Origin of the sequence: Amorphoplanes friuliensis DSM 7358 (genome assembly GCF_000494755.1) — a bacterium.
GTDB lineage: Bacteria > Actinomycetota > Actinomycetes > Mycobacteriales > Micromonosporaceae > Actinoplanes > Actinoplanes friuliensis.
The window spans coordinates 1,220,235-1,242,989 of the sequence record NC_022657.1 but is presented as its reverse complement, the minus strand read 5'-3'; the positions used below and the strand labels follow the sequence as shown (position 1 = coordinate 1,242,989).

Genomic DNA, 22,755 nt, shown 5'->3' with positions numbered 1-22,755 from the left:
GTGGTCTGGAACACGTCCTGCCCGGACTCCAGCCGGTGGCGTCCGGGCAGGACGCCACCGGGGCTGTTGTCACTGGCGGGGCGGGTGCTCCTCGCCGACGATCTGGGTGCGGTCCTCGTCGGCGGGGCGGGGCGGCATCGCCTGGGTCGCGTCGGCCGGCCCCGGCTGCGGCTGGCCGTAAGGCGGCTGCGGCGGGTAGGAAGGTGCGCCGTAGCCCTGCGGGTGGCCCGGCTGCGGGGCGAACGGTCCTGGCGGAGTGCCGGGAGCGCCACCCGAAGCGGGCTGCGCCGAAACGGGCTGCGCCGGCGGGGCCGAGGACGGCGGGGCGACCGGCGGCTGAACCGTCGTGGGCTCTCCCCAGGCGGGCTGCGCGTAGGGCTGCTGCGGCTGGCCCCACTGACCGGGCGGCGGCTGCTGGCCAAAACCAGGCTGACCGGGCTGACCGGGCTGGCCGGGCTGCAGGTATCCGGGCTGGCCGCCGTACTGCGGAGGCGGCTGCTGCTGCCACTGCTGCTGCGGCTGGCCGTACATGCCCTGCGGGGCCTTCGGCTTGGGCGTGTAGTAGAGGTTGCGCCAGATCAGGAACACCGCGTACGCCGCAGCCGCAAAGACCGCCAGCCAGGCCGTACGGACGAGGAACTCCTCGAAAGCCACCCGGACGCTCCACCGGGCGATGTTGATCAGGCCGATCAGGAAGCCGAAGACGATGGCGAAGAAGCCGGCCACGGCGTACTCGATCAGTGCCGCGACGGTGATCAGCTTGGCGTGTTTGTGCACCGGCTGGACCAGCGTCGCCAGCAGCACCGCGGCGATCGGCAGCGCGACGAGCTCGACGTTGACGAAGCTGTAGAAGCTGTTCTGCACCCGCGTGAGGAAGTCCTGCCCGACCCCGGACGGGATCAGGCGGATCACGGCCACGAAGAGCCAGACGGCAGGCGCCGCCACGAGGGCGTAAGCGGCAAGGTCACGCAGCGGCCGGATCACTGGGAGAACCGGTCGCCCCGCTGGCTGCGGCGGCGGTGTGCTGGTCACGGCAGGACTCCTGACAGGGGAGGTGGGGGCAAGTCGGCTCACTCTAGACCGGATACGCACATCACACCGGGGACCCGCAGGCCGCGAATCGGGCCGCGGTGCGCAAGGATGGTCGGATGCGGATCGTGGTCCTGACCGGGGGTATCGGCGGCGCCCGGTTCCTCGTGGGCGTGCGCGCACATGCGCGGCGCATCGGTGCCGAGGTCACTGCGGTGGTGAATGTCGGCGACGACGTGCGGATGCACGGCCTGCAGATCTGCCCCGACCTCGACAGCGTCATGTACACCCTGGGCGGCGCGGCCGACCCCGACCGCGGCTGGGGCCGCGTCGGCGAGACCTGGGTGGTCAAGGAGGAGCTGGCGAAATACGGCGCCGAGCCGTCGTGGTTCGGCCTGGGTGACAAGGACACCGCCACCCATCTCGTACGCACGACGATGCTCAACGCGGGTTATCCGCTGTCGGCCGTCACCACCGCACTGTGCGATCGGTGGCAGCCGGGCATCAAGATGCTCCCGGCCAGTGACGACCGCCTGGAGACCCACGTGGTCGTCGACGTCGAGGGTGAGCGCAAGGCCATCCACTTCCAGGAGTGGTGGGTGCGCTACCGCGGTGACGTGCCCACGCACCGGTTCGTTTTTGTCGGCGCGGAGACGGCCAAGCCCGCCGCGGGGGTCCTGGAGGCCATCGGCAACGCCGACGTCGTTCTGGTCGCCCCGAGCAATCCGGTGGTGAGCATCGCGCCGATCCTGGCCGTACAGCAGCTCAAGGAGGCCGTGCTGGACGGCCCGGCGCCGGTCGTCGGGGTGTCCCCCATCATCGGCGGCTCCCCCGTGCGCGGCATGGCCGACCGCTGCCTGGCCACCCTCGGCGTCGAGGTCAGCGCCAACGGCGTCGCCGGCCTCTACGGCGCCCGCCGCGACAACGGCCTGCTCGACGGCTGGCTCGTCGACACCACCGACGAGTCGGCGAACATCCCCGGCGTGACCACCCGCGCGGTCCCCCTGTGGATGACCGACGAGGACAAGACCGCCACGATGGTCGCCGAGGCCCTTCGGCTGGCGGAGGAGTTGCGATGATCGACGGCCTCGAGGTGCTGCCCGTCCGCGGCATCGGCGACGTGACCGCGGGTGACGACCTGGCCGCCCTGATCACCGCGAACGCCCCCTGGCTGCGCGACGGCGACGTCCTCGTCGTGACCAGCAAAATCGTCTCGAAGGCCGAGGGCCGCCTGGTCGAGGTCCCCGCGGACGGCCCCGAACGCGAGCTCGCCCGCGAGCGGGCCCTCGCCTCGGAGACCCGCCGCGTCGTCGCCCGCCGCGGCCCGACCGCCATCGTCCAGACCCACCACGGTTTTGTGATGGCCGCCGCGGGCATCGACGCCTCGAACGTCGACAAGACCCACCTGGTCCTGCTCCCCGCGGACCCGGACGCCTCGGCGCGCGCCCTGCGTACGGCCCTGGCCGCCCGGGGCCTCCACGTCGGCGTTGTCATCTCCGACACGATGGGCCGCGCCTGGCGCAACGGCCTGACCGACGTCGCCCTCGGCGCCGCCGGGATCGAGCCCTTCCGTGATCACCGCGGCGAGATCGACCCGTACGGCAACGAGCTCCAGCTCACCCAGATGGCCGTCATCGACGAACTCGCCGCCGCCGGCGAGCTGGTCAAGGGCAAGTGCGATCAGGTACCTGTGGCCGTGGTCCGCGGCTACCCCGGCGCCGGAACGACGGAGACGTCCGGTGCGGTGGTGCTGCTCCGCGACGCCGCCTCCGACATGTTCTCCCTGGGTACCGCCGAGGCCCACACCGCCGGCCTCGTGTCCGCAGCCACGCTCCCCGACACCCAGCCTGCTGCGCCGGGTGCTTCGACCGCAGCCATCGCTCGAGCGCTGGCTACCGTCGCGGACGTCATCACCTGTGCCGTTTCCAGCTCGCTGACCTGCACTCCCGTCGATCTGACACCTTCCGGCCTGATGCGCCTCGGCGCGGACGTCCACCGGCTGCGTTCCGCCCTGGCCGCCGAAGGTCTCACCTCGACAGTCACCTGGTCCGACACCAGCGCCCAGATCACCGTCTCCTGAAGGCTGCGTGCAACCGTGCTCTACGACAACGCCGTGGCCACCCTGACCGCCTGGCAGGCCACCTCCGACGAGGCCGACCTGGCCCGCAAACGCACCCTCGAGCTGCTCACCGCCGGCCCGGCCGCAATGACCCGCGCCCACCGCCCCGGCCACGTCACCGCCAGCACGCTGATCGTCGACGACCAGCGCCGAGTGCTGCTGTGCCTCCACGGCCGCCTCGGCATGTGGATGCAACTGGGCGGCCACTGCGAGCCGACCGATGAAACGCTGACGTCGGCCGCCCTGCGGGAGGCCACCGAGGAGTCCGGCATCCCCGGTCTCCGCCTCGACCCCGACCCGATCGACGTCGACATCCACGCAGTCCGCTGCGGCGCCGCTCCCGGCGAGCCGGCGACCGAGTCCCTGCACTACGACGTCCGCTTCCTGGCCGTCTGCCCACCCGGCGCGATCGAGTCGATCAGCGAAGAGTCCACCGCGCTCGCCTGGTTCACACCGGACGCCCTCCCCAGCCCGCTGGCCGCCGGCGTCACCCAGCAACTGGCTCCGGCGTTCGCCCGGCTCTGACCACTACTCTGATCGGCCGAAACACAGGCGGTTCCCGGCTGAATCGCGCCCGTTCAGCACACGGAAACCTCCCGCGCTGACGCCTCGGGGTGGTCTTGCTGCCACGCCCACAGCCCAGCCCCAACATCGGTGAAGTTGGGCCCTCACCAAGCCCGCGTTGCCCCAACATCGCTGAAGTTGGACCCTCACCAAGCCCCCGTTGCCCCAACATCGCCGATGTTGGGCTTTCACCAAGCCCCCGTTGCCCCAACATCGCTGAAGTTGGGCTTTCACCAAGCCCCCGTTGCCCCAACATCGCTGAAGTTGGGCCCTCACCAAGCCCCCGTTGCCCCAACATCGCTGAAGTTGGGCCCTCACCAAGCCCGCGCTACCCGACATCGCTGAAGTTGGGCCTTCACCAAGCCCGCGTTAGCCCAACATCGCTGAAGTTGGGCCTTCACCAAGGCCCGCGTTAGCCCAACATCGCTGAAGTTGGGCCGATCAAGAACGGCGCGGCGGAACTCGGGCCAGACGGCGTCGTAGCCCAGGTGACGCCCTGCCGAACGGGCGCGCGAGTGCCGAAGCCCAGCCCGGCATTGGCAGACGGCGCCCATGCTCGAGAGCCACGACCCCGGCCGGCGGCGACCGATGGGGGTGACTGCGGGAGCCTTCAGGACCGAAAAACCGGGACCACAGCGGGCTCGGGGGCGGGGATGACCCACGGAGGGATCAAGCCTGACCGCCCGGAGTGGGTCATCCCCCGCCCCCGAGCCCACCACCCACAAACCTAGATGTAGTGCAGGTCGCCCTTGGACTTCAGCTCGTCCACCAGGGACTTGACTTCCTGGGCCCGATTACGGGGGCACACCAGCACGGCATCCGGCGTATCCACGATGATCAGGTCGCGGACGCCCAGAGCCGCGACCAGACGACCGGAGTTCGGGACCACCACGAGGTTCTCGGTCTCACGGAGGAGAACGCTGGGCGTGTTCAGGACATCGGAACCGACGACCACGTTGCCGCCCGAGTCGGCGGTGAGGACTTCGCCGAGGGTGTGGAAGTCGCCGACGTCGTTCCAGCCGAAGTCGCCGGGGACGGTGCCGACGCGGCCGACGGTGGCCGCGCCTTCCATCACCGCGTAGTCGACGGAGATGCGGGGCAGGGTCTGCCAGACCTCACCCAGGACTTCTTCGCGGGACGGCGAATCCCACGCCTGGGCGATGCGGGCGATGCCGGCGTGGAGCTGGGGCTGCTGCCGGGCGAGCTCCGACAGGAAGACGTCGACGCGCCAGACGAACATGCCGGCGTTCCACAGGTAGTTGCCGGATTTTACGTAGCTCTCGGCCACGTCGTACAAGGGCTTTTCCTTGAATTCCTCGACCGAGAGCACCGGGCCGTCGCCAACCGGGCCGCCGCACTGGACGTAGCCGTAGCCGGTCTCGGGGCGGGTCGGCGTGATGCCCAGGGTCATGAGGAGGCCTTGGCGGGCGCCGGTCATGGCCTGGCGGATGACGTTGATGAAGCGGTCGTTCTCGGCGATCAGGTGGTCGGCGGCGAAAGAGCCCATGATCGCTTCGGGGTCGCGGCGGGCGATCACGGCGGCGGCCAGCGCGATCGCCGCGCAGGAGTCGCGGGGTGAGGGCTCGACGAGGATGTTCTCCGCGGGGAGCTCGGTGAGCTGGCGGGCGACCGCGGCGGCGTGGGCGACGCCGGTGACGATCAGGACGCGGCTGGGGTCGGCCAGGGGCGCCAGGCGCTCCACGGTGGCCTGGAGCAGCGAGGCGTCGGTGCCGGTCAGGGGGTGCAGGAACTTGGGGTGACCGGCCCTCGACAGTGGCCATAGACGAGTACCACTGCCACCTGCGGGAACGACGGCGTACAGCTCGCCCGGGTTCTCACTCATGCGCACGCAGTGTAACGATCGGCGTCTGGTCGGGGGTGTGAACCCTCACACCGCCACCCTGTTCCAGGTGGCGACGTGCACCTCCGCGCTGCCGGCCCAGGTGAACTCCTTGGCGCGGTCGAAGCCGGCCTTGGCGAGTGTCAGGCGGCGGGGCTCGTCGTGGAGGAGGTCGGCGAGGTCCTCGGCGATGCGGTCGGGGTCCTCGGTCGTGTACGCCACCGCGTCTCCTCCGACCTCCGGCAGCGACAGGCGCGGCGTGGTGAGCACGGGCGTGGCGCAGGCCATGGCTTCGAGGATGGGGAGGCCGAAACCTTCGCCGAACGACGGGTAGCAGGCCACGAGGGCGCCGCCGAGGAAGCCGGGCAGGTCGGCGTACCGGAGATAGCCGGGGCGCAGGAGGCGCAGGTGGGACGGGACCTCGGCCACCGCGCGGTCGATGTCGTCGTCGTGGCCCTGGCCGCCGGCGATGACCAGGGCCGGCGGGCGGGGCCAGTCGGCGACCGCGCGGGCCCAGCCGCGGATCAGGTTGGGGACGTTCTTGCGGGGTTCCTTGGCGCCGAGGAAGGCGACGTAGCCTGCATCGGTGAGGCCCAGACGAGCCCGCACCCTGGCCTTTTCTTCCTCGGTGGGCGCGTGGAACGCCGTCTGGTCGACGCCGTGGTAGGCCACGTCGATGTGGGTCGGGTCGGCGTCGAGGAGGCGGATCAGCTCGTCGCGGGTCGCCTTGCTCGGCACGATGACACGGGCGGCGCGGCGCAGCGAGGTCTTGATGGCGCTGCGGAAGAACGTGCGCTTGGTGTTGTCGTAGTGCTCGGGCTCGGTGAAGAACGTCGCGTCGTGCACCGTCACCGTGACGGGGCAGCCCGCCCGCAGCGGGCAGGTGTAGAACGGCGAGTGGAGCACCTTGGCGCCGACCTGCTGGGCCAGCAGCGGCAGGCCGGTCTGCTCCCAGGCGAGCCGGGCGGGCCGGTGCGCGACGGCTGACGGGCCGGCGATCACCTCGGCGTTCACCAGCATGCGGGAGTAACGCTCCGCATCCGAACGCTGCGCCACCACGGCGAGGTCCAGGCGGTCGGGCCCGATGGCGCCGAGGGCGCCCAGGAGGCCGTCGACATATCTGCCGACACCACCCCGGTCGGCGGGGACGCTCGTGGCGTCGACGAGGACTCGGGGCGGACTACCGGCGGTCACGTGGCAACTCCTCGGGGGCTGTGGGCCAGACCACTGGCAAGGGTACGCCGCTCGATGGGTGTCGTGTCGACCGCGACACCGCACGACATCCCACCGTTATCTGCTCGTCCCCGAGCCACGCCCACCGGAGATCATCCGGTCACTGACCGTCAACCGACTATCGTCGGCACCGATGATTGAGACGATTCCGGCAGCCCTCGCGGCCGCGGTGCGCCGCGACCCCACGACACCCCTGCTGACCTGGTACGACGATGCGAGCGGCGACCGCACCGAGCTGTCCGGGGCGACGATGGCCAACTGGGTGGCCAAGACCGCCAACCTGCTTGTCGACGGTGTGGGCCTCGGCTCCGGGGACTCGGTGGCCGTGCTGATGCCGCCGCACTGGCAGACCGCCGCTGTCCTGCTCGGTTCGTGGGCCGCGGGGCTCGCCGCCGACCTGGGTCCCGACCCGCGCCCGGTGGAGGTGCTCTTCACCACACCCGAGCGGGCCGAGGTCGCGGCGGGCTGGTCCACCACCGACCGGTACGCGACAGGCCTGCTGCCGCTCGCGGCTCCCCTGCGGCAGATCCCCCCGGGTTTTGCCGACTACACCGTCGAGGTACGCGCCTTCGGCGACTACTTCTCCTCCAGCCCCGTGGACAAGAACGACCGGGCGCTCGCGGGTCCGGTCGAGGAGAGCCACCTCTCGGTGTGCGAGATGGCGACCGAACGGGCTGTCGAGCTCGGCATCAAGCCCGGCGACCGGGTGCTCGTCGACGCGAGCGCCTACCCCGATCCGACGGACTGGCTGCTGGCGCCGCTGATCGCCGGGGCCAGCATTGTCCTCTGCGGCAACCTCGACGCGGCGAAGGTGCAGAGCCGCACCGAGGCGGAGAAGGCGACGCTGCTACTGGCGTGAGGCCGCGAGCTCCTCGAAAGCGGTCAGCGATTCCGGGTTGGCCAGCGCGCCCTTGGCCGCGGCCCGGTCGGCGGGGGTGCCGGTGAGGATCCGTTTCACCGGTACCTCGAGTTTTTTGGCGGAAAGGGTGCGCGGCACCGCGCGTACCTGGTGGATCTCGTCGGGGACGTGCCGCGGGGAGAGCGCGGCACGCAGGTCTCCCCGGATGCGGCCGCGCAGCTCGTCGGTGAGCTCGGCGTCCCTGGCCAGGACGACGAAGAGCAGCAGCTCGTCCTGGCCCTCGGCGTCGAGGTGCACGACCACGGAGTCGGCGACACCGGGCACGGCCTCGACGACCGAGTAGAACTCCGCGGTGCCCAGCCGCACGCCGCCGCGGTTGAGGGTGGCGTCGGAGCGGCCGGTGATCACGCAGCTGCCGTCCTCGGCGATGGTGATCCAGTCGCCGTGCCGCCACACGCCGGGGTAGACGTCGAAGTAGGCCTCGAAGTAGCGGCGGCCGTCCGGGTCGTTCCAGAAACCGACGGGCATGCTCGGCATCGGCGCGGTGATGACCAGCTCGCCCAGCTCCCCCAGGACAGGTTTGCCGTAGGCGTCGTACGCCTCGACGCGCGCACCGAGGGCACGGCACGAGATGACACCCTCGACCACCGGCAGCAGCGGGGTGCCGCCGACAAAACCGGTGCACACGTCGGTGCCGCCGGACAGCGACTGCAGCTGCGGGCGGTCGCCGAGGACCTCGTAGACCCAGCGGAAACCTTCGGGAGGCAGCGGCGCGCCGGTCGACCCGACAGCCCGGATCTCCGTCGCCGGCGGGATCACCCCGGCCTTGCGGCAGGCCATCAGGAACGGCGCGGACGTACCGAAGTAGGTGATCCCGGCGTCGGCGGCGAGCTGCCAGGTGGCGGAGAGGTCCGGCCAGCCGGGGTTGCCGTCGAAGAGCACGATCGCCGCGCCGACCGCCGGGCCGGAGGCGAGGAAGTTCCACATCATCCAGCCGGTGGTGGTGAACCAGAAGAACCGGTCGCCGGGGCCGAGGTCATGGTGCAGAGCGAGCATCTTGAGGTGCTCGAGCAGGATGCCACCGTGGCCGTGCACGATCGGCTTGGGCAGGCCCGTCGTGCCGGAGGAGTAGAGCACGTAGAGCGGGTGCTCGAACGGCAGCGCCGCGAAGGTCAGCGGGTCGTCGCCGTCCAGTTCGGCCCAGTTCCCGGCGTCCGGGTCCAGGTAGCCGATCATGATCAGGTGCTCGACGCTCGGCAGCGCGGCGTGGATCGCGGCCACCTCCGCGGTGCGGTCGATGCGCTTGTCGCCGTACTGGTAACCGTCGACCGCGACCAGGACGCTGGGCTCGATCTGGGACCAGCGGTCGATGACACTGCGTGACCCGAACTCGGGCGCGCACGACGAGAACACCGCGCCGAGACTCGCGGTGGCGAGCATCAGGACGTAGGTCTCCGGGATGTTCGGCGCGTACGCCGCGACCCGGTCGCCCGGCCCGACACCGCGCCGCCGCAGCCCGGCGGCAACCCTCCGGACCTGCTCACGAAGCTCGCTCGCGGTGAGCGTCACCTGATCCCGGGTCTGGGAGTACGCGAGCACCACCGCATCGTCGTCACCCAGCCCCGGCATCCTCAGCACGTGCTCGGCGTAGTTCAGCGAGGAGCCGCGGAACCACCGCGCGCCGGGCATGGTCGCGTCACTCAGCGTGGCGGTTGGCGGAGTGTGCGAGATGACATCGAAGTAGTCCCAGACCGCCCGCCAGAAGCCCTCGAGATCGGTCACGGACCACTGCCACAGCTCGGCGTAGTCGGCGACGACCACGCCGCGCTTCTCCCGCAGCCAGGTCATGAACTGCCCCATCCGCGACGTCTCGAGCACGTCCGCAGGCGGGGTCCACAGCACTGTGCCCGTCATGCCGTCACCTTAACGGTTATTCAGCCGGGGTGGCCCGGGCGTCCTGGATCGCCTTGCGCCGGGCCAGACGATGTTCCCGCCTGATGATCGCCTCGCGGAAGCGCCGCTCGTCCTCCGACGTCTCCGGCAGCACCGGCGGGATCCGGCGCGGCTGCCCGGAGACATCAACCCCGACAAAGACCAGGTACGCCGTGGCCACCGTCAACGGTTCGCCGCCCGCGGTGTCCCAGCGTTCGGCGGTCAACTTCACCCCGACCTCCATCGAGGTGCTCCCGGTCCAGTTCACCTGCGCGTACGCGTGGACAAGATCACCCACGCGTACCGGCTCGACGAACAGGATCTCGTCGATCGCGGCGGTCACGGCCGTCCCGCCGCTGTGCCGTGCCGCGGACGCACCGGCGACGTCGTCGACGAACTTCATCAGCACACCGCCGTGCACCGTGCCGTACAGGTTGACGTCGGTCGCGTTCATGATCCGACTGAGCGTCACCCGCGAGTGCGAGGTTGCCCGTCCGACGAGATGGTCACTCATGACCGATACGTTATTCCTCGTCGTTGCCGCTGACGGGTACGGTCCGAGCGTGCGCCATCTACGGTCGATCATCTATGCCCTCGTACTGGCCCCCGCGGTCTGGATCCTCTGCGGCGTCGGCTTCGACCAGGACCTGACCGGGAGGGCCCGCGACAACGGCGGCATCGAGTCCCTCTCCGGCGTCCTGCTGCTCCTTCTTGCCGGAGCGGCGTACTCGATCTTGCTCTTCTCCCCGATCTCACCCCTCGGCCCGCTGCTCGCCGGCCTCGCCTTTGTCGGCGTCGGCGCGTGGGCCCGCCTGGCCCCCGACCAGTACGCGGGGATCTGGCCCCCGAACGTCGTCAAGGAAGGCTTCGACGTGAGCACGCCGGGCTACGGCCTGGCGGTGCTGCTCGCCGTACCGATGCTGTGCACGGCGCTGAGCGCACGCCGCTGGAAGGGCTTCGAACCCCCCGAGATCCTCCTGATCGGCACGATCGGCCGGGCCCGCGGCGCGGCCCCGGTCGCCGGCACCCCGATCGCTGCCGAGCGCACCACGGTCATCCCCCAGCAGCGTCAATACCAGGTACCCCCGGCTCAGAGCTTCCCTCCGCCTCAGAGCTTCCCGCAGGGACAGCCGACGTACGGGACGCCGGCGGCCACGCCGTTCCCGGCGAACGGTGACGAGAACACCACCGTGGTTCCGGCGCAGGCCACGACGGTGCTTCCGCAGGAGGACGACGAGGAGAAGACAACCGTCATGTCGCTGGGCCGGCCGGCGGCGTCTGCGCCCACCAGTCCCGCCCGACCGCCGGCGGACGAGGTGACCACGTTGCTCACGCCGCCGGGCCGGCCCCACGAGGAGCCCGCGACGATCGCCGTCAGTTCGCCGGCTGATGACCGAACTGAAGTCCTGACGTCGGCCCACGAGGGCTCCGTGGCCGGGGCGGCCGCACCCGACGAGTTCAGCAACCAGACCACCCGCGAGGTGGCCGACAGCGAATCCACCCGTGACGTCGTCAGCGACCAGCCCACCCACGACGTGGCGGCGTCCGAAAACACCGCTGACGTGAGCGCGGACGAGGCCACGCGCGATATGAGCGCGGACGAGGCCACGCGCGATATGAGCGCGGACGAGGTCACTCGGGACGTGGCCGGGGATGAGGCCACGCGGGACGTCGGCGGGGACGAGGTCACCCGGGATGTGGTCGCGGAGGACGACGAGCCCACTCGCCCGGTCATCGCGGACGAGGCTCGCGGCGAAGAGACGACGCGGGATGCCGGTGCGGGTCAGGTGACTCACGACCTGGCCGGGGACGAGACGACGCGGCTGGCGGTCGTGCCGCCGGCGCCGGGCCGCTACGAGCCGCACGGCTCCGGTGAGGAGACCACCCGGCTGGTCTTTCCCGCCGCCGCTGAGGCGCAGGGTGACAACGACAAGACCGAGGCGCTGCAGCTCCCGGCCGCGACGGACGGCGAGCGGACGCAGCTGATCCGCTCCGGAACCGTCCAGCCGCCCGGTGACCGCACCCAACTGCTCACCTTCCCCACCCCGGGAGAAGCAGCCACCGCGCGGAACGGCGCGGCAGACCCCCCGGGCGAGACGGCCTCCAGGCCGGACGAGGCAGTGACCCGGGCCGCGACAGGGCCGGGTGAGGCGGCGACGGTGGTGAATCCGGTGGGTGAGAAGACGCACGAGTCGACCAAGGCGATGTCGATCGTGGGTGAGGAGCGACCCGATCCGGGTGAGGATCCGACGACTCGGTTGAGTGCTGTCCGGGATCCGGGTCAGGTGACCGAGCCGCGGCGGGGTGCGATGAGTGCGACCAACCTCGAGCGGCCCGCCGACGAGGCTCAGGACGACACCCGGCCGCTGACCCTGCCCGCGCCGCGGGAGGCGACGAAGGACAGCTGATCAGCCGCGGCGCAGGGTTCTGATCGCCTCGTGCAGCTGGCGCCGGAGGCGGTCGTCCTTCCAGACCAGTGCGGCGCTGCCCTGCACAACGCGGTTGTCCTGGGTCGCGAGCGCGGTCAGGCCCGGCAGTGCTGACGTGGCGTTCATCTCCACCAGGAGGTCGACCGCCTCGGTGTGGACGTACGTGTCAGCGGCTGCGGTGAGCAGCGGCCGGACCAGGTCGTCGACGGGTGTGCCCGAGCGCCACAGCGCGCGGGCGGCGTCGACGACACCCCAGTCGCCGCTCACTGCTTTGCGGAGAGCCGGGACGAGCGAGGTCACGTCGGGCAGTTCGGTGGCGAACTTCGCGGCCGAGCGGGCCGGGGAGTCGCCGGTACGCAGCGCCGCGTCCACTGTGGGCAGAACGGCCGCGGTGTCACCGGTGGCACGCCAGACCACCCGGGCGGCGGCGATCTGGTCCTCGCCCTCGTAGTTCGGCGCGGCCCGGCCGGTCAGCCAGGGGGTCAGCAGGGGCACCAGCGGCGCGGCTGCCGGCCCGGCGTCGGCGAGAAGTTCGAGCTCCCACTGGAGGCGGCCCCTCGGGTCGGTCAGCAGCTGTCGACCGGCGCGGACGAGCGGCCCGGGGTCGCCGGTGAGCCGCCAGACCGCGTGGCCGTCCCGTACCTGACCGCGGTCGGCCTGGGCCGTCAGGGCCGGCACGGCGAAGAGTGCCCGCTCGCCCATCCCCGCCAAGGTCGCCGGAACGATCCACGGCGCCGCGAACCGGGCGGCGAGCACGTCCTCGGCCGCGTCAGCCGCGGCCGGGCCCCAGTTCCTCAGCAGGACGACAAGCGCGATGACGGCGTTGGCCTGCGGCATCGGCTGGGCGGTCAACACCCGCAACCGCCGGCGGGCCGCGGCAAGAACGACCGGGTCGAACGGTGGCGGGAAGTCGCCGAGGGTGCTGACGACCGACGGGTCCTGACCCGCTTCCCAGGCGGCGATCAGCGGCTCGCGCCAGCGGGGGTCGCCGAGCCTGGCGAGGACGTTCAGCGCCAAATGGGCTGGACCGTTCCAGCGTTCCTCGTCCGCCGTGCCCTGGGCCATCTCGGCGAGGATGTCCGCCACGGCTGCGGACGGGGCACCCGCGTGGGTGACGGCCTGCATCGCCGCGGCACGCACCTCGGCGTCGTCGTCGGTGAGCAGCTCGCGCAGGCGGGGCATCAGCTCGACGGGTGCCGACCGCTTGCTCTCGAACCGGTCCGCCATGGCCTCCGCGGCCCGCAGCCGAGACCGGACGCCGGGCTGCCGTTTGCCGCCGGGTGCGCTGGTCAGCGCGACGGTCAGGGCACCAGCGGACGCGCCGTCGAGCAGTTCCAGAACCTCGGACAGCGCGCCGTCCTGCCCCGGCCACGGGCTGTCCCACGGCTCGGCCGCACCGAAGGCCGCCGCGATCGGGATGATCGTCTCCGACGGCAGGGGCAGCCCGGCTCGGGCGTACACCAGCGCCGCGGCCACCGGGACCGGGAACGGTTCGGTCAGCGCTGCCTCTCGCGCCAGGTCCACGGATCCGAGGCCCATCAACAACGACGCGCGCACCTGCGGATCGGTCTCGAGCGGCCAGCGCCCGGTCAGCGCGGCACGGTCGCCGCACTGACCGAGCACATAGGCCGTCAAATCACGCAGTTCCGGATCGGGATCGTCCAGCAGCTGCTCCAGTCGCGCCGCGTGGGCCACAACCGCAGCACGTACGGCGGGCTGGTCGTCACCGTAGGACTCCTCGGGATCACAAATTCCGCCGAGGATCCGCAGCAGGTGCGACCGGTTGTGCACACCTTCGGTGACCGCCAGCTCGACCAGGCCCGGGACGACAGTGACGGTCTCGGGGTAAACCGTCCCCTGGTGCCAGACGGAGTCGAAGAAGTCGTCGAGTGCCTCCTCGGCGACCTCCGCATCAGCCGATCCCAACCCGTCGATGATCCCGCCAACGTCGTCCTGCATCGCGCCACCATAGGGTCTTTCCGCCCTGCAATCACCTGGCAGGGTGGGGAGGGCCGCCCATGAGCCGCCAGGCGATTGGCCCTCCCCACCCGGTCTCGGCGTGAGCGACGGTCAGAACCATGCACCCAGGCACGACATCGTTCTTGTCATCGACCGTCGAGGTGGGCCGGCAGCAGGAGTGCGTTGACGTCTTCGGCCCAGCTCAGCAGGCGGCGCCGGGTGTGGCCGGCCTGGACCGGGTCCTCGCAGAAGCAGCTGGAGTGGTCGCGGAATTCCAGCTGCAGCGGCGTGTGCACGATGTCGCCGGCGAAGAGCGCGCGGTCGCCACCCGATTCGAGCTTGACCACCGCGTGGCCCGGGGTGTGCCCGGGCGCGGCCTCCAGCAGCAGACCTCCGTCGATGCGGTGCGTGTCCTCCCAGAGCTGCACCTGACCGGCGGCATGCACGGGCGCAATGCTGTCGGCGAAGGCGTTCTGGTTGACACCGCCCTCGACCGCCGGGTTGTTCGCCGGGTTCCAGAAGTGGAAGTCGACCGCCGGCATGAGGTAGGTCGCGTTCGGGAACGTCGGAACCCACTCGCCGTCGGCGAGCCGGGTGTTCCAGCCGATGTGGTCGACGTGGAGGTGGGTGTTCACGACCAGGTCGACGTCCTCGGGCCGGACACCGGCCTCGGCGAGACGGCCCAGATAGTCGACGTTCTGGTGGTTCCAGCCCTCGACGGCCGGGCGGTCCTTGTTGTTGCCGACGGCGGTGTCGATCAGGATCGTGCGGCCCTCGCTGCGCACCAGCCAGGTCTGCATGGCCGCGAGCACCAGGCCGTCGGCGTCGAGATGCTCGGGGATCAGCTGGTCCTGGTGTTGGTCCCAGGCCTCCTGCGGCATGGTCGGGAAGAACGCGCCGGTCGGCATGATCGGGCCGTGCGTCTCCACGATGCGGGTGACGGTGACGTCGCCGACCTTGGTCTCGTTCATGACAGGTGCCTTTCTCAGGGCATGGAGGGTCCGGCGCTCCTTGCGGAGCACCCGGAAATGGGAAGACGGATCAGACGGTCAGGCGCGGCCCGGTGACGCGGCTGTGGACCAGCAGAGTCATCGCCGCCTGCGAAGGGGAGCCGGCCTCGGTCGTGGCGACCACGACCGCCTGCCCGCCCTCGGTCCACAGTGCTTGCTGGGTCACCCGCATCGGACCGACCAGCGGGTGGAGCATTTCGTAGACGGCGTCGCCGCCGGCTTTGACGCGGTGGTCGGCCCACATCGCGACGAACTCCGGGCTTTTCACCGACAGTTCGCCGACCAGCGCCGCGAGCAGCGGGTCGTCCGGGTGACGGCCCGAGGCCATGCGGAGGGTCGCCACGACCGCGCGGGCCTTGGCCGGCCAGTCCGCGTAGAGGGCCCGGGTGTGGGTGTCGAAGAACATCAGCCAGGCCAGGTTCGGTTTCGAGTCCGCGGCCAGATGGCCCGCGAAGAGCGAGTGACCGGCGGGGTTCCAGGCCAGCACGTCGCTGCGCCGGCCGAGCACCACCACGGGCACGTCACCGAGCGCCGCGACGAGTTGCCGGGTGGCCTCGCTCAGCTTCTCTGGCGCGGGCCTCTTCGCCCGGGTCCGGCGGCGGCTGCCGGTGGCCAGCTCGTCCAGGTGGAGGCGTTCGGTCTCGTTCAGGCGCAAAGCCCGGGCCAGGGCGTCCAGCACCTCGGGCGAGGCGTTGGCGGCCTGCCCCTGCTCCAGCCGCGAGTAGTAGGACGCGCTGACGCCGGCCAGCAGGGCGAGCTCCTCGCGGCGCAGGCCCGGCACGCGGCGGCGCCCGCCGTAGGTGGCGACACCCACGTCCTCCGGTCGCAGCTGGGAGCGCCGGGTCTGCAGGAACTCCCCGAGCTGGCGTTGTGCATCCATGACTCACAGTATTGGCGGCCGTTCCTGCCCCAGCCACACCTTGCCAGTGGGTGGCTCCGGCATAGTAATCAAGGAGATTGGCAAGTTTCGTAGTAGTGTTGTCGTCATGATCCAGGACAAGCTCCGGCTGCTCTCGGCCGAGCAGCAGGATTTCGCGCGTCTGATGGCCGCCCGCCTGGGTGTGGACGCCGCGGGACTCGCAGCGCTGTACTACCTGAGCGACCGCGGCGCGGCGACGCCGACCGAGCTGGCCCGCGCGCTCAAGATCTCCACCGCGGCCACCACGCTGGTCGTCAACCGCCTCGTGGCCGCGGGCCACGTCGGCCGGGAGCCGCATCCCTCCGACCGTCGCAAGGTCGTGGTGGTCCCGGTGCAGGCTTCGGTCGACGCCGCGTACGAGCTGGTGCGTTCCGTCGCCGAGACGGTGGAGACGCTGACCGCGGCCATGACCGCCGAGGAGCGAGCCGCGGTGGAGAGCTTCCTCGACCGCATGACCGAGGCGTACCAGCAGGCCCAGGCACCTCTGCGCGATCAGCACGGCAGCACCGGCCGGCCGAACGACATCGGCGACGGCGTTCTTTTCACTGTCTGAAGGTCGAGAGGACCACCATGCCCGGCAGGACCGTTCTCATCTCCGGCGCGAGCGTCGCCGGACCGGCACTCGCCTACTGGCTCGAGGCCGCAGGCTGGCAGGCCACCATCGTCGAACGTGCCGCCGAGCTGCGGAGCGAGGGCCAGAACATCGACATCCGCGGCGCGGCCCGCGAGGTCGTCCGGCGAATGGGCCTCGAGGACACGATCCGCGCCGCCGGCACCGGCGAGGAAGGCACCCGCATCGTCGACGCCGGCGGCCGGACCCGGGCAAGCTTCCCGGCGACCAGGTCGGACACCGCCGGCGCGACAGCCGAGCTGGAGATCCTGCGCGGCGAGCTGTCCCGGATCGTCGTGGCGCAGACCAGCGCCGAGTACCTCTTCGGCACCACGATCACCGCCGTCCACGAGGACGAGGACGGCGTGGCGGTCTCCTTCACCGACGGCCCCGACCGGCGCTTCGACGTCGTCGTGCTGGCTGAAGGGATGCGGTCGCGCACCCGCACGCAGGTCTTCGGCACCGAGGCCCGGATCCGCCACCTCGGCATGTACACGTCCTACTTCACCATCCCGAAAAAGCCCGGCGACCCGGACTGGTGGCAGTGGTACAACGCCGTGGGCGGGCGGAACCTCGGCCTGCGCCCGGACAACCTCGGCACGATGCGGGCCACGCTGTCGTTCCTCTCCCCGCCGCGCGGGTACGAGGACCTCGGGCAGGACGAGCAGAAGCAGCTCCTGCACCGTGTCTTCCGCGACGCCGGCTGGGAAGCACCGCGGATGCTCGCGGCGATGGACGACGCCGAGCTCTACTTCGAGAACCTCGGCCAGGTGTTCGCCCCGACGTGGCACCGCGGACGGATCGCGCTGCTGGGAGACGCCGCGTACTGCGCGTCGCCACTGAGCGGGATGGGCACCAGCCTGGCCCTGGTCGGCGCGTACGTGCTGGGCGGCGAGCTGAGCCGGGCCACCTCGCACCGGGAGGCGTTCGCCAACTACGAGCGGCTCATGCGGCCCTACGTGGACAAGGCCCAGAAGCTGATCCCGGGCGGTCCCCGGCTGGCCAACCCGAAGAGCCGCCTCGGCATCAAGGTGCTGCAGACCACGATGGGGGTGGCGGCACGGATCGGGTCGCTCAGCCTGCTGACACCACCGGCCGACAAGTTCGAGCTTCCCACCTACAGCTAGGCGTACGCGGGCAACGCCGCGTTCCAGAACGTGCAGATCGGTCGATGGCCTCTTTGACCGGGTTGTGAGCCGTGGGTACGCTCCGCGCGACGACCCACAGAACAGGCTCTGACCACATCATGAGCATGCCGCTGCGTCCTGGCGACCCCCTCCGGCTCGGCAGATACGAGATCCTCGGCCGGCTCGGCCAGGGCGGCATGGGCACGGTCTTCCTCGCCCGTGACGCCGACGACATCCGGGTCGCGATCAAGATGGTCCGGCCCGAGTACGCCGACGACCCCGAGTTCCGCGGACGTTTCCGCAGCGAGGTGACCCGCGCCCAGCAGGTGCCACCGTTCTCCACCGCGGCGGTCCTCGACGCCGACCCCTCGCACGATCCGCCGTACCTGGTGGTCGAGTACGTCGACGGTCCTTCGCTGACCTCGTACGTGCACGAGCGGGGACCGCTGTCCGGCCCGGCCCTGGACAGCGTGGCCGTCGGCATCGCCACGGCCCTCACCGCCATCCACGGCGCGGGTGTCATCCACCGCGATCTCAAGCCCGGCAACGTGCTGTTCGCTCTCGGTGGCATCAAGGTGATCGACTTCGGCATCGCGCGCGCGTTCGAGGCGACGAGCCGGCACACGCGTACCGATCAGATGGTCGGCACGGTCGCCTACATGGCGCCGGAAAGATTCGACCCCGAGTACGGCCAGGACGTGACCTCGGCGGCGGACGTCTTCGCCTGGGGTGCCGTCGTGGCCTACGCGGCGACCGGACGCACACCCTTCTCGGCGGACTCCCCCGCCGCGACAGCCGTCCGCATCCTCACCCAGCCTCCGGACACCCGGGGCATCCCGGAACCACTGCGCGGCCTCGTGGAAGGCGCGCTGGCCAAATATCCGGAGCAGCGCCCGACCGCCCGCGAACTGCTCGACACGCTGCTGGGCAGCCAGACCACACCGGTCCGGTGGTCACCCGCGGTGGTGGTGCCGCCGCCGCACGACGCCCCTCCCGCGTCCCCGCCTCGGCCTCCCCGACGCCTCCGCCGGGTTGTTCTGGCTGTCGGGGCTGCGGTGGTGCTGCTGACCGGTGGCCTGGTCGGTCTGCACCGGTCCAAACTGGTCGAGCCTTCCGGCGGCAAAGCGCCGGTCGTGTCCGCGGCCCCGGTGGATCCCCTCACGGCGATCCTGGCCGGCAACCGGCGCTTCTCGATCCAGTTCGCCGGGGCCGACCGCTACTTCATGCTCGACGGCTCGGAACTCGAGGTCTCCGACGGCACGGGCTCGAAGTCCCAGTTCGTCCTGCAACCGGTGGGCGTCGATTACCTGATCAAATCGCTGGGTAACGAGAGCTACGCCGGTCCGGAAAGCTGCCTGGGCGTCAAAATCCTCCCGGACGAGGAAGCCGCCCCGGCGGTCAGCGCTCCCTGTACCCCGACCAAGGCCACGCTCTTCTCGATGTCCGAGACCGGCAAGAAGGACAAGAAGGGCCGCCCCACCTACCGCATCGGCAACGACGAGTACGGCTGGCTGCTCTGGGACGCCGACGCCAAACGCTCGGACGTCACCGAGGTCGGCGAACCCCAGTTCGCCGACCAGTACACCCTCGTCGACCGCGGCGAAATCTGAGGAGAACCCCATGCACCGCACTGCCCGGCTGACGATGGCGGCTGCCACGATCACCGCCCTCACCGCCTGCGGCACGGCGACGTCTTCCGCCCCGACGTTCTCCTCCCCGCCCTCGCTGCCGCCGTCGCCGTCGTCCTCGCCTTCCACCGCACCCACCACTTCGGACCCGGACCTGGTCGACGCAGACCTGTCCCAGCTGAAGAACTACTCGATCGACCTGGCCGTCCCCGTTGTCATCACCACGTCCGCCGACGCCGGCACCGAATACCACCTGGACGCCCACCCGGACGGCCGCATCGACTTCACCGGCACCGCCGTCACCGAGACCACCCGGATGACGGTGAAGCCCGCCAAGGTCCGCAAGCGCACGGAAAAAACCAGGAACACCGTGATGATCGTGGCGACGCCGAAGGTCGCCGGCTCGGCCCCGGAGTCTTGCGTCACCGACAAAAGCGAGGGCGTCCTCCGCATGGACCCGTGCCGGCCGGGCGACGCCACCCAGTCCTGGCGCCTGGTCCCGGCCGGCGACTCCGGCCTCTTCGAACTGAACGGCAAGAACACCGCCGTCCGTGTCGACGAGGGCAAGCTGGTCAAGGAAGGCGGCTACTCCGCCCTCCAGACCATCGCCGTCAAGTAGCGGGTCAGTCCTTGAGCATCTGGCGGGCCATGACGACGCGCTGGACCTGGTTGGTGCCTTCGTAGATCTGGGTGATCTTTGCGTCGCGCATCATGCGTTCGACCGGGTAGTCCCGCGTGTAGCCGTACCCACCCAGCAGCTGCACCGCGTCCGTCGTGATTTCCATGGCCGCGTCCGAGGCGAAGCACTTGGCTGCCGCGCCGAAGTACGTCAGGTCGGCGTCGCCGCGTTCGCTCTTGCCGGCGGCCACGTACGTCAGCTGGCGTGCTGCCTCGAGTTTCATGCCCATGTCGGCGAGCATGAACTGGATGCCCTGGAAGTCGGCGACGGCCTTGCCGAACTGCTTGCGTTCCTTGACGTAGCCCTTGGCGAAGTCGAGGGCACCCTGGGCGATGCCGACAGCCTGGGCGGCGATGGTCACGCGGGTGTGGTCGAGGGTTTTCATCGCCGTGGCGAAGCCTGTGCCCTCGTCGCCGATCATGCGGTCGAGGGGGATGCGGACGTTGTCGAAGTAGACCTCGCGGGTGGGGCTGCCCTTGATGCCCAGCTTCTTCTCCGGGGCGCCGAAGCTGACACCCTCGTCGGACTTCTCGACCACGAACGCCGAGATGCCGCGGGAGCGGGCGGCCGGGTCGGTGACCGCGAAGACCGTGTAGTACTCGGAGACGCCGGCGTTGGTGATCCAGCGCTTGACGCCGTTGAGGACCCAGTAGTCGCCGTCGCGGACCGCGCGGGTGGTCATCGAGACCGCGTCACTGCCGGCCTCCGGCTCGGAGAGGCAGTACGAGAACATCGCCTCGCCCGACGCGACGGGGGTGAGGTAGCGCTGCTTCAGCGACTCCGAACCGGCGAGGATCAGCGGCATCGTGCCGAGTTTGTTGACCGCCGGGATCAGGGACGAGCTGGCGCAGGCGCGCGCGACTTCCTCGATCACGATCGCTGTGGCGAGGGCGTCGGCACCGGCACCGCCGTACTCCACCGGAATGTGAGGGGCGTGGAAGTCGGAGGACCGCAGGGCGTCGTAGGACGCCTTGGGGAACTCACCGCTCTCGTCCGCCTCGGCCGCGTTCGGCGCCACGCGCGCGTCGCAGACCTCGCGGACGGCTGCGCGGATGGTCTCGTGGTCCTCCGGCAGCTGGTACACGTCGAAATCAGGCATGGCTGTGGCCCTTCCTCTGCGGCTCCCGCCCTATGTTACCGACGCGTAGGGTACGCGCACTATCCTTCGCCGCGGACGGTGCGCGGATCACGCGTGCGCCGTCATGAGAAGGTGAAAGCCACGTTTCGGCGCAGGCCCCCCTCGGCGCCCCGTGTGAGTGGAGTTTCTCCCGGTGACCATCCCTTACCCGACCCATCAGCCCGTGCCTGCCTTTCCCGAGGTCGAGCCGCCGTCCGGTGCCGCGCGCCCGCGTCTGGCCTTCCTCGGTACGGGTTATCTCGGCGCCACCTACGCCATCTGTTTTGCCGAGCTCGGGTACGAGGTGCTCGGTTTTGACGTCGACGAAGCCAAGATCGGCAAGCTGGCGGCCGGGCAGATGCCGTTCCACGAGGCCGGGCTGGACGACCTGCTGCGTTCCAACCTCTCGGCGGGCCGCTTGCGCTTCACCACCTCGTACGAGGAGGTTGCCGACTTCGCAGACGTGCACTTCATCTGCGTCGGCACCCCGCAGCGTGGTGACGGCATGGGCGCCGACCTCTCGTACGTCGAGACGTCCGTCACCAACCTCGCCCGGCACCTGAAGCGCCGCGCCCTGATCGTCGGCAAGTCGACCGTCCCCGTCGGCACCGCCGAGTGGATCGAGCAGCTGGTCGCCAAGCACACCGACCCCGGGCTGGGCGTCGAGGTGGCCTGGTCGCCGGAGTTCCTGCAGGAGGGCTTCGCCGTCGAGGACGTGCTGCGCCCCAACCGGATCGTCGTCGGCGTCAAGTCGGACTGGGCGAACGGCATGCTCTACGCCGCGCACAAGGGTGTCTTCGATCTGGCCGCCACCGAGGACCGCGAGGTGCCGCTCGTGGTCACCGACTTCGCGACCGCCGAGCTGGTGAAGGTCGCCGCGAACGCGTTCCTCGCCACCAAGATCAGCTTTATCAACGCGATGGCCGAGGTCTGCGAGGTGGCCGGCGGCGACGTCACCCAGCTCGCGAAGGCGATCGGTTACGACCCGCGCATCGGGAACCGTTTCCTGCAGGCCGGTGTCGGTTTCGGCGGCGGCTGCCTGCCGAAGGACATCCGCGCGTTCCAGGCCCGGGCCCAGGAGCTGGGTGCGGGTGAGGCGCTGCGCTTCCTGCACGAGGTCGACCTGATCAACCTCCGGCGCCGCAGCAAGGTGCTGCAGCTCGCCGCCGAGCTCCTCGGCCGCCGTTCCGGCCCGGCCGGTCCGGATCTTTCCGGGACCCGGGTCGCCGTTCTCGGCGCGGCCTTCAAGCCCAATTCCGACGATGTACGCGACGCGCCGTCACTCGCCGTCGCCGCGGCCCTCGCGAAGGCCGGTGCCGACGTCCGCGTCTACGACCCGCAGGGCATGGAGAACGCCCGTACGGCCCAGCCGGGACTCAACTACGAGGCCTCGATGGCTGATGCGGTCACCGGCGCGGAGCTTGTGTGCGTGCTCACGGAGTGGGCGGAGTTCCGGAACGCGGATCCGCAGACGCTCGGCGAGCTCGTCGCGGACAAGCGTGTCATCGACGGCCGGAACTGCCTGGATGCGGTCCTGTGGGCCCGGGCCGGCTGGCAGTATCGCGGCATGGGACGTCCCGCGCCAGTCCTCTGACGGCGTACCGAAATGGGCCCTCGGCCGCGAACCTGCCGGGTTCGCGGCCGTTTCCATTGATCTCGACCTGCCTAAGACTGTTCTAATGAGGTGTCGGTTGCTTCGTG

At 70.6% G+C, this 22,755-nt stretch carries 19 protein-coding genes; 10 read left to right on the top strand and 9 right to left on the bottom strand.

Annotated elements, in window-relative coordinates; all coding sequences use genetic code 11:
* Positions 1-69: 69 nt before the first annotated feature.
* Positions 70-984, bottom strand: a complete 915-nt coding sequence (locus AFR_RS05720) for a hypothetical protein (RefSeq protein WP_023358951.1) — start codon at positions 982-984, stop codon at positions 70-72.
* A gap of 164 nt (positions 985-1,148) precedes the next feature.
* Between AFR_RS05720 and cofD the strand changes: the two genes are divergently transcribed.
* The 3 genes from cofD to AFR_RS05705 are packed head-to-tail and all read left to right on the top strand — an operon-like array spanning position 1,149 to position 3,673.
* Positions 1,149-2,108, top strand: coding sequence for a 2-phospho-L-lactate transferase (cofD, locus tag AFR_RS05715; protein WP_023358950.1), 960 nt, complete (start codon positions 1,149-1,151; stop codon positions 2,106-2,108).
* Positions 2,105-3,109 (top strand): coenzyme F420-0:L-glutamate ligase, encoded by a 1,005-nt coding sequence (locus AFR_RS05710; protein ID WP_023358949.1) that lies wholly within the window; start codon positions 2,105-2,107, stop codon positions 3,107-3,109. The genes cofD and AFR_RS05710 overlap by 4 nt, the downstream gene beginning before the upstream one ends.
* A gap of 3 nt (positions 3,110-3,112) precedes the next feature.
* The gene (locus AFR_RS05705) at positions 3,113-3,673 is read left to right on the top strand and encodes an NUDIX hydrolase (protein ID WP_041840633.1); all 561 of its coding nucleotides are present in this window, start codon (positions 3,113-3,115) and stop codon (positions 3,671-3,673) included.
* 766 nt (positions 3,674-4,439) lie between these two features.
* Here the strand turns inward: AFR_RS05705 and AFR_RS05700 are convergent.
* Positions 4,440-5,555: a mannose-1-phosphate guanylyltransferase gene (locus AFR_RS05700; protein ID WP_023358947.1), complete on the bottom strand. Its 1,116-nt coding sequence runs from the start codon at positions 5,553-5,555 to the stop codon at positions 4,440-4,442.
* A gap of 45 nt (positions 5,556-5,600) precedes the next feature.
* Entirely contained in the window at positions 5,601-6,746 is a 1,146-nt protein-coding gene (locus tag AFR_RS05695) for a glycosyltransferase family 4 protein (protein ID WP_023358946.1), read from the bottom strand.
* 172 nt (positions 6,747-6,918) lie between these two features.
* Here AFR_RS05695 and AFR_RS05690 point away from each other — a divergent pair, with 172 nt between their 5' ends.
* Positions 6,919-7,644 carry a TIGR03089 family protein gene (locus AFR_RS05690; protein ID WP_023358945.1) on the top strand — a complete coding sequence of 242 codons (726 nt, stop codon included), beginning with the start codon at positions 6,919-6,921 and terminating at the stop codon, positions 7,642-7,644.
* Here the strand turns inward: AFR_RS05690 and AFR_RS05685 are convergent.
* Both AFR_RS05685 and AFR_RS05680 read right to left on the bottom strand, forming a co-directional pair.
* A complete protein-coding gene (locus AFR_RS05685) occupies positions 7,633-9,558 on the bottom strand; it encodes an acetoacetate--CoA ligase (RefSeq protein ID WP_023358944.1) in 1,926 nt (641 codons plus the stop codon). The two genes, AFR_RS05690 and AFR_RS05685, sit on opposite strands and share 12 nt — an antisense overlap.
* 16 nt (positions 9,559-9,574) lie before the next feature.
* On the bottom strand, positions 9,575-10,090 hold the full coding sequence (locus AFR_RS05680) for an acyl-CoA thioesterase (protein WP_023358943.1): 516 nt from the start codon (positions 10,088-10,090) through the stop codon (positions 9,575-9,577).
* Positions 10,091-10,139: 49 nt separating this feature from the next.
* On the opposite strand from AFR_RS05680, the gene AFR_RS05675 reads away from it, so the two are divergent.
* Positions 10,140-11,984 carry a hypothetical protein gene (locus AFR_RS05675; RefSeq protein ID WP_041840632.1) on the top strand — a complete coding sequence of 615 codons (1,845 nt, stop codon included), beginning with the start codon at positions 10,140-10,142 and terminating at the stop codon, positions 11,982-11,984.
* Here AFR_RS05675 and AFR_RS05670 read toward each other — a convergent pair whose 3' ends face one another.
* From AFR_RS05670 to AFR_RS05660, 3 genes are all read right to left on the bottom strand, one after another.
* The gene (locus tag AFR_RS05670) at positions 11,985-13,964 is read right to left on the bottom strand and encodes a HEAT repeat domain-containing protein (RefSeq protein WP_023358941.1); all 1,980 of its coding nucleotides are present in this window, start codon (positions 13,962-13,964) and stop codon (positions 11,985-11,987) included.
* Positions 13,965-14,110: 146 nt separating this feature from the next.
* Entirely contained in the window at positions 14,111-14,935 is an 825-nt protein-coding gene (locus AFR_RS05665; RefSeq protein ID WP_023358940.1) for an MBL fold metallo-hydrolase, read from the bottom strand.
* 70 nt (positions 14,936-15,005) lie between these two features.
* Positions 15,006-15,854 carry a helix-turn-helix domain-containing protein gene (locus AFR_RS05660; protein ID WP_023358939.1) on the bottom strand — a complete coding sequence of 283 codons (849 nt, stop codon included), beginning with the start codon at positions 15,852-15,854 and terminating at the stop codon, positions 15,006-15,008.
* A gap of 106 nt (positions 15,855-15,960) precedes the next feature.
* Here AFR_RS05660 and AFR_RS05655 point away from each other — a divergent pair, with 106 nt between their 5' ends.
* The 4 genes from AFR_RS05655 (at position 15,961) to AFR_RS05640 (ending at position 19,877) form a co-directional block, all read left to right on the top strand.
* Positions 15,961-16,446 carry a MarR family winged helix-turn-helix transcriptional regulator gene (locus tag AFR_RS05655; RefSeq protein WP_023358938.1) on the top strand — a complete coding sequence of 162 codons (486 nt, stop codon included), beginning with the start codon at positions 15,961-15,963 and terminating at the stop codon, positions 16,444-16,446.
* Positions 16,447-16,463: 17 nt separating this feature from the next.
* A complete protein-coding gene (locus tag AFR_RS05650) occupies positions 16,464-17,630 on the top strand; it encodes an FAD-dependent monooxygenase (protein ID WP_023358937.1) in 1,167 nt (388 codons plus the stop codon).
* A gap of 125 nt (positions 17,631-17,755) precedes the next feature.
* The gene (locus AFR_RS05645) at positions 17,756-19,240 is read left to right on the top strand and encodes a serine/threonine protein kinase (protein ID WP_023358936.1); all 1,485 of its coding nucleotides are present in this window, start codon (positions 17,756-17,758) and stop codon (positions 19,238-19,240) included.
* A 10-nt stretch (positions 19,241-19,250) separates the two neighbouring features.
* Positions 19,251-19,877 (top strand): hypothetical protein, encoded by a 627-nt coding sequence (locus AFR_RS05640; protein ID WP_023358935.1) that lies wholly within the window; start codon positions 19,251-19,253, stop codon positions 19,875-19,877.
* A gap of 4 nt (positions 19,878-19,881) precedes the next feature.
* Here AFR_RS05640 and AFR_RS05635 read toward each other — a convergent pair whose 3' ends face one another.
* Positions 19,882-21,036, bottom strand: coding sequence for an acyl-CoA dehydrogenase family protein (locus AFR_RS05635; RefSeq protein ID WP_023358934.1), 1,155 nt, complete (start codon positions 21,034-21,036; stop codon positions 19,882-19,884).
* Between the two features lie 172 nt (positions 21,037-21,208).
* Here AFR_RS05635 and AFR_RS05630 point away from each other — a divergent pair, with 172 nt between their 5' ends.
* Positions 21,209-22,648 (top strand): UDP-glucose dehydrogenase family protein, encoded by a 1,440-nt coding sequence (locus AFR_RS05630; protein ID WP_023358933.1) that lies wholly within the window; start codon positions 21,209-21,211, stop codon positions 22,646-22,648.
* The last annotated feature ends 107 nt before the right edge of the window (positions 22,649-22,755 follow it).

Excerpts from the sequence above, each read along its gene's own strand:
- cofD (WP_023358950.1), top strand. The coding sequence starts at position 1,149 with ATGCGGATCGTGGTCCTGACCGGGGGTATCGGCGGCGCCCGGTTCCTC.
- AFR_RS05710 (WP_023358949.1), top strand. The coding sequence starts at position 2,105 with ATGATCGACGGCCTCGAGGTGCTGCCCGTCCGCGGCATCGGCGACGTG.
- AFR_RS05700 (WP_023358947.1), bottom strand. The coding sequence starts at position 5,555 with ATGAGTGAGAACCCGGGCGAGCTGTACGCCGTCGTTCCCGCAGGTGGC.
- AFR_RS05690 (WP_023358945.1), top strand. The coding sequence starts at position 6,919 with ATGATTGAGACGATTCCGGCAGCCCTCGCGGCCGCGGTGCGCCGCGAC.
- AFR_RS05685 (WP_023358944.1), bottom strand. The coding sequence starts at position 9,558 with ATGACGGGCACAGTGCTGTGGACCCCGCCTGCGGACGTGCTCGAGACG.
- AFR_RS05680 (WP_023358943.1), bottom strand. The coding sequence starts at position 10,090 with ATGAGTGACCATCTCGTCGGACGGGCAACCTCGCACTCGCGGGTGACG.
- AFR_RS05670 (WP_023358941.1), bottom strand. The coding sequence starts at position 13,964 with ATGCAGGACGACGTTGGCGGGATCATCGACGGGTTGGGATCGGCTGAT.
- AFR_RS05665 (WP_023358940.1), bottom strand. The coding sequence starts at position 14,935 with ATGAACGAGACCAAGGTCGGCGACGTCACCGTCACCCGCATCGTGGAG.
- AFR_RS05660 (WP_023358939.1), bottom strand. The coding sequence starts at position 15,854 with ATGGATGCACAACGCCAGCTCGGGGAGTTCCTGCAGACCCGGCGCTCC.
- AFR_RS05655 (WP_023358938.1), top strand. The coding sequence starts at position 15,961 with ATGATCCAGGACAAGCTCCGGCTGCTCTCGGCCGAGCAGCAGGATTTC.
- AFR_RS05650 (WP_023358937.1), top strand. The coding sequence starts at position 16,464 with ATGCCCGGCAGGACCGTTCTCATCTCCGGCGCGAGCGTCGCCGGACCG.
- AFR_RS05645 (WP_023358936.1), top strand. The coding sequence starts at position 17,756 with ATGCCGCTGCGTCCTGGCGACCCCCTCCGGCTCGGCAGATACGAGATC.
- AFR_RS05640 (WP_023358935.1), top strand. The coding sequence starts at position 19,251 with ATGCACCGCACTGCCCGGCTGACGATGGCGGCTGCCACGATCACCGCC.
- AFR_RS05635 (WP_023358934.1), bottom strand. The coding sequence starts at position 21,036 with ATGCCTGATTTCGACGTGTACCAGCTGCCGGAGGACCACGAGACCATC.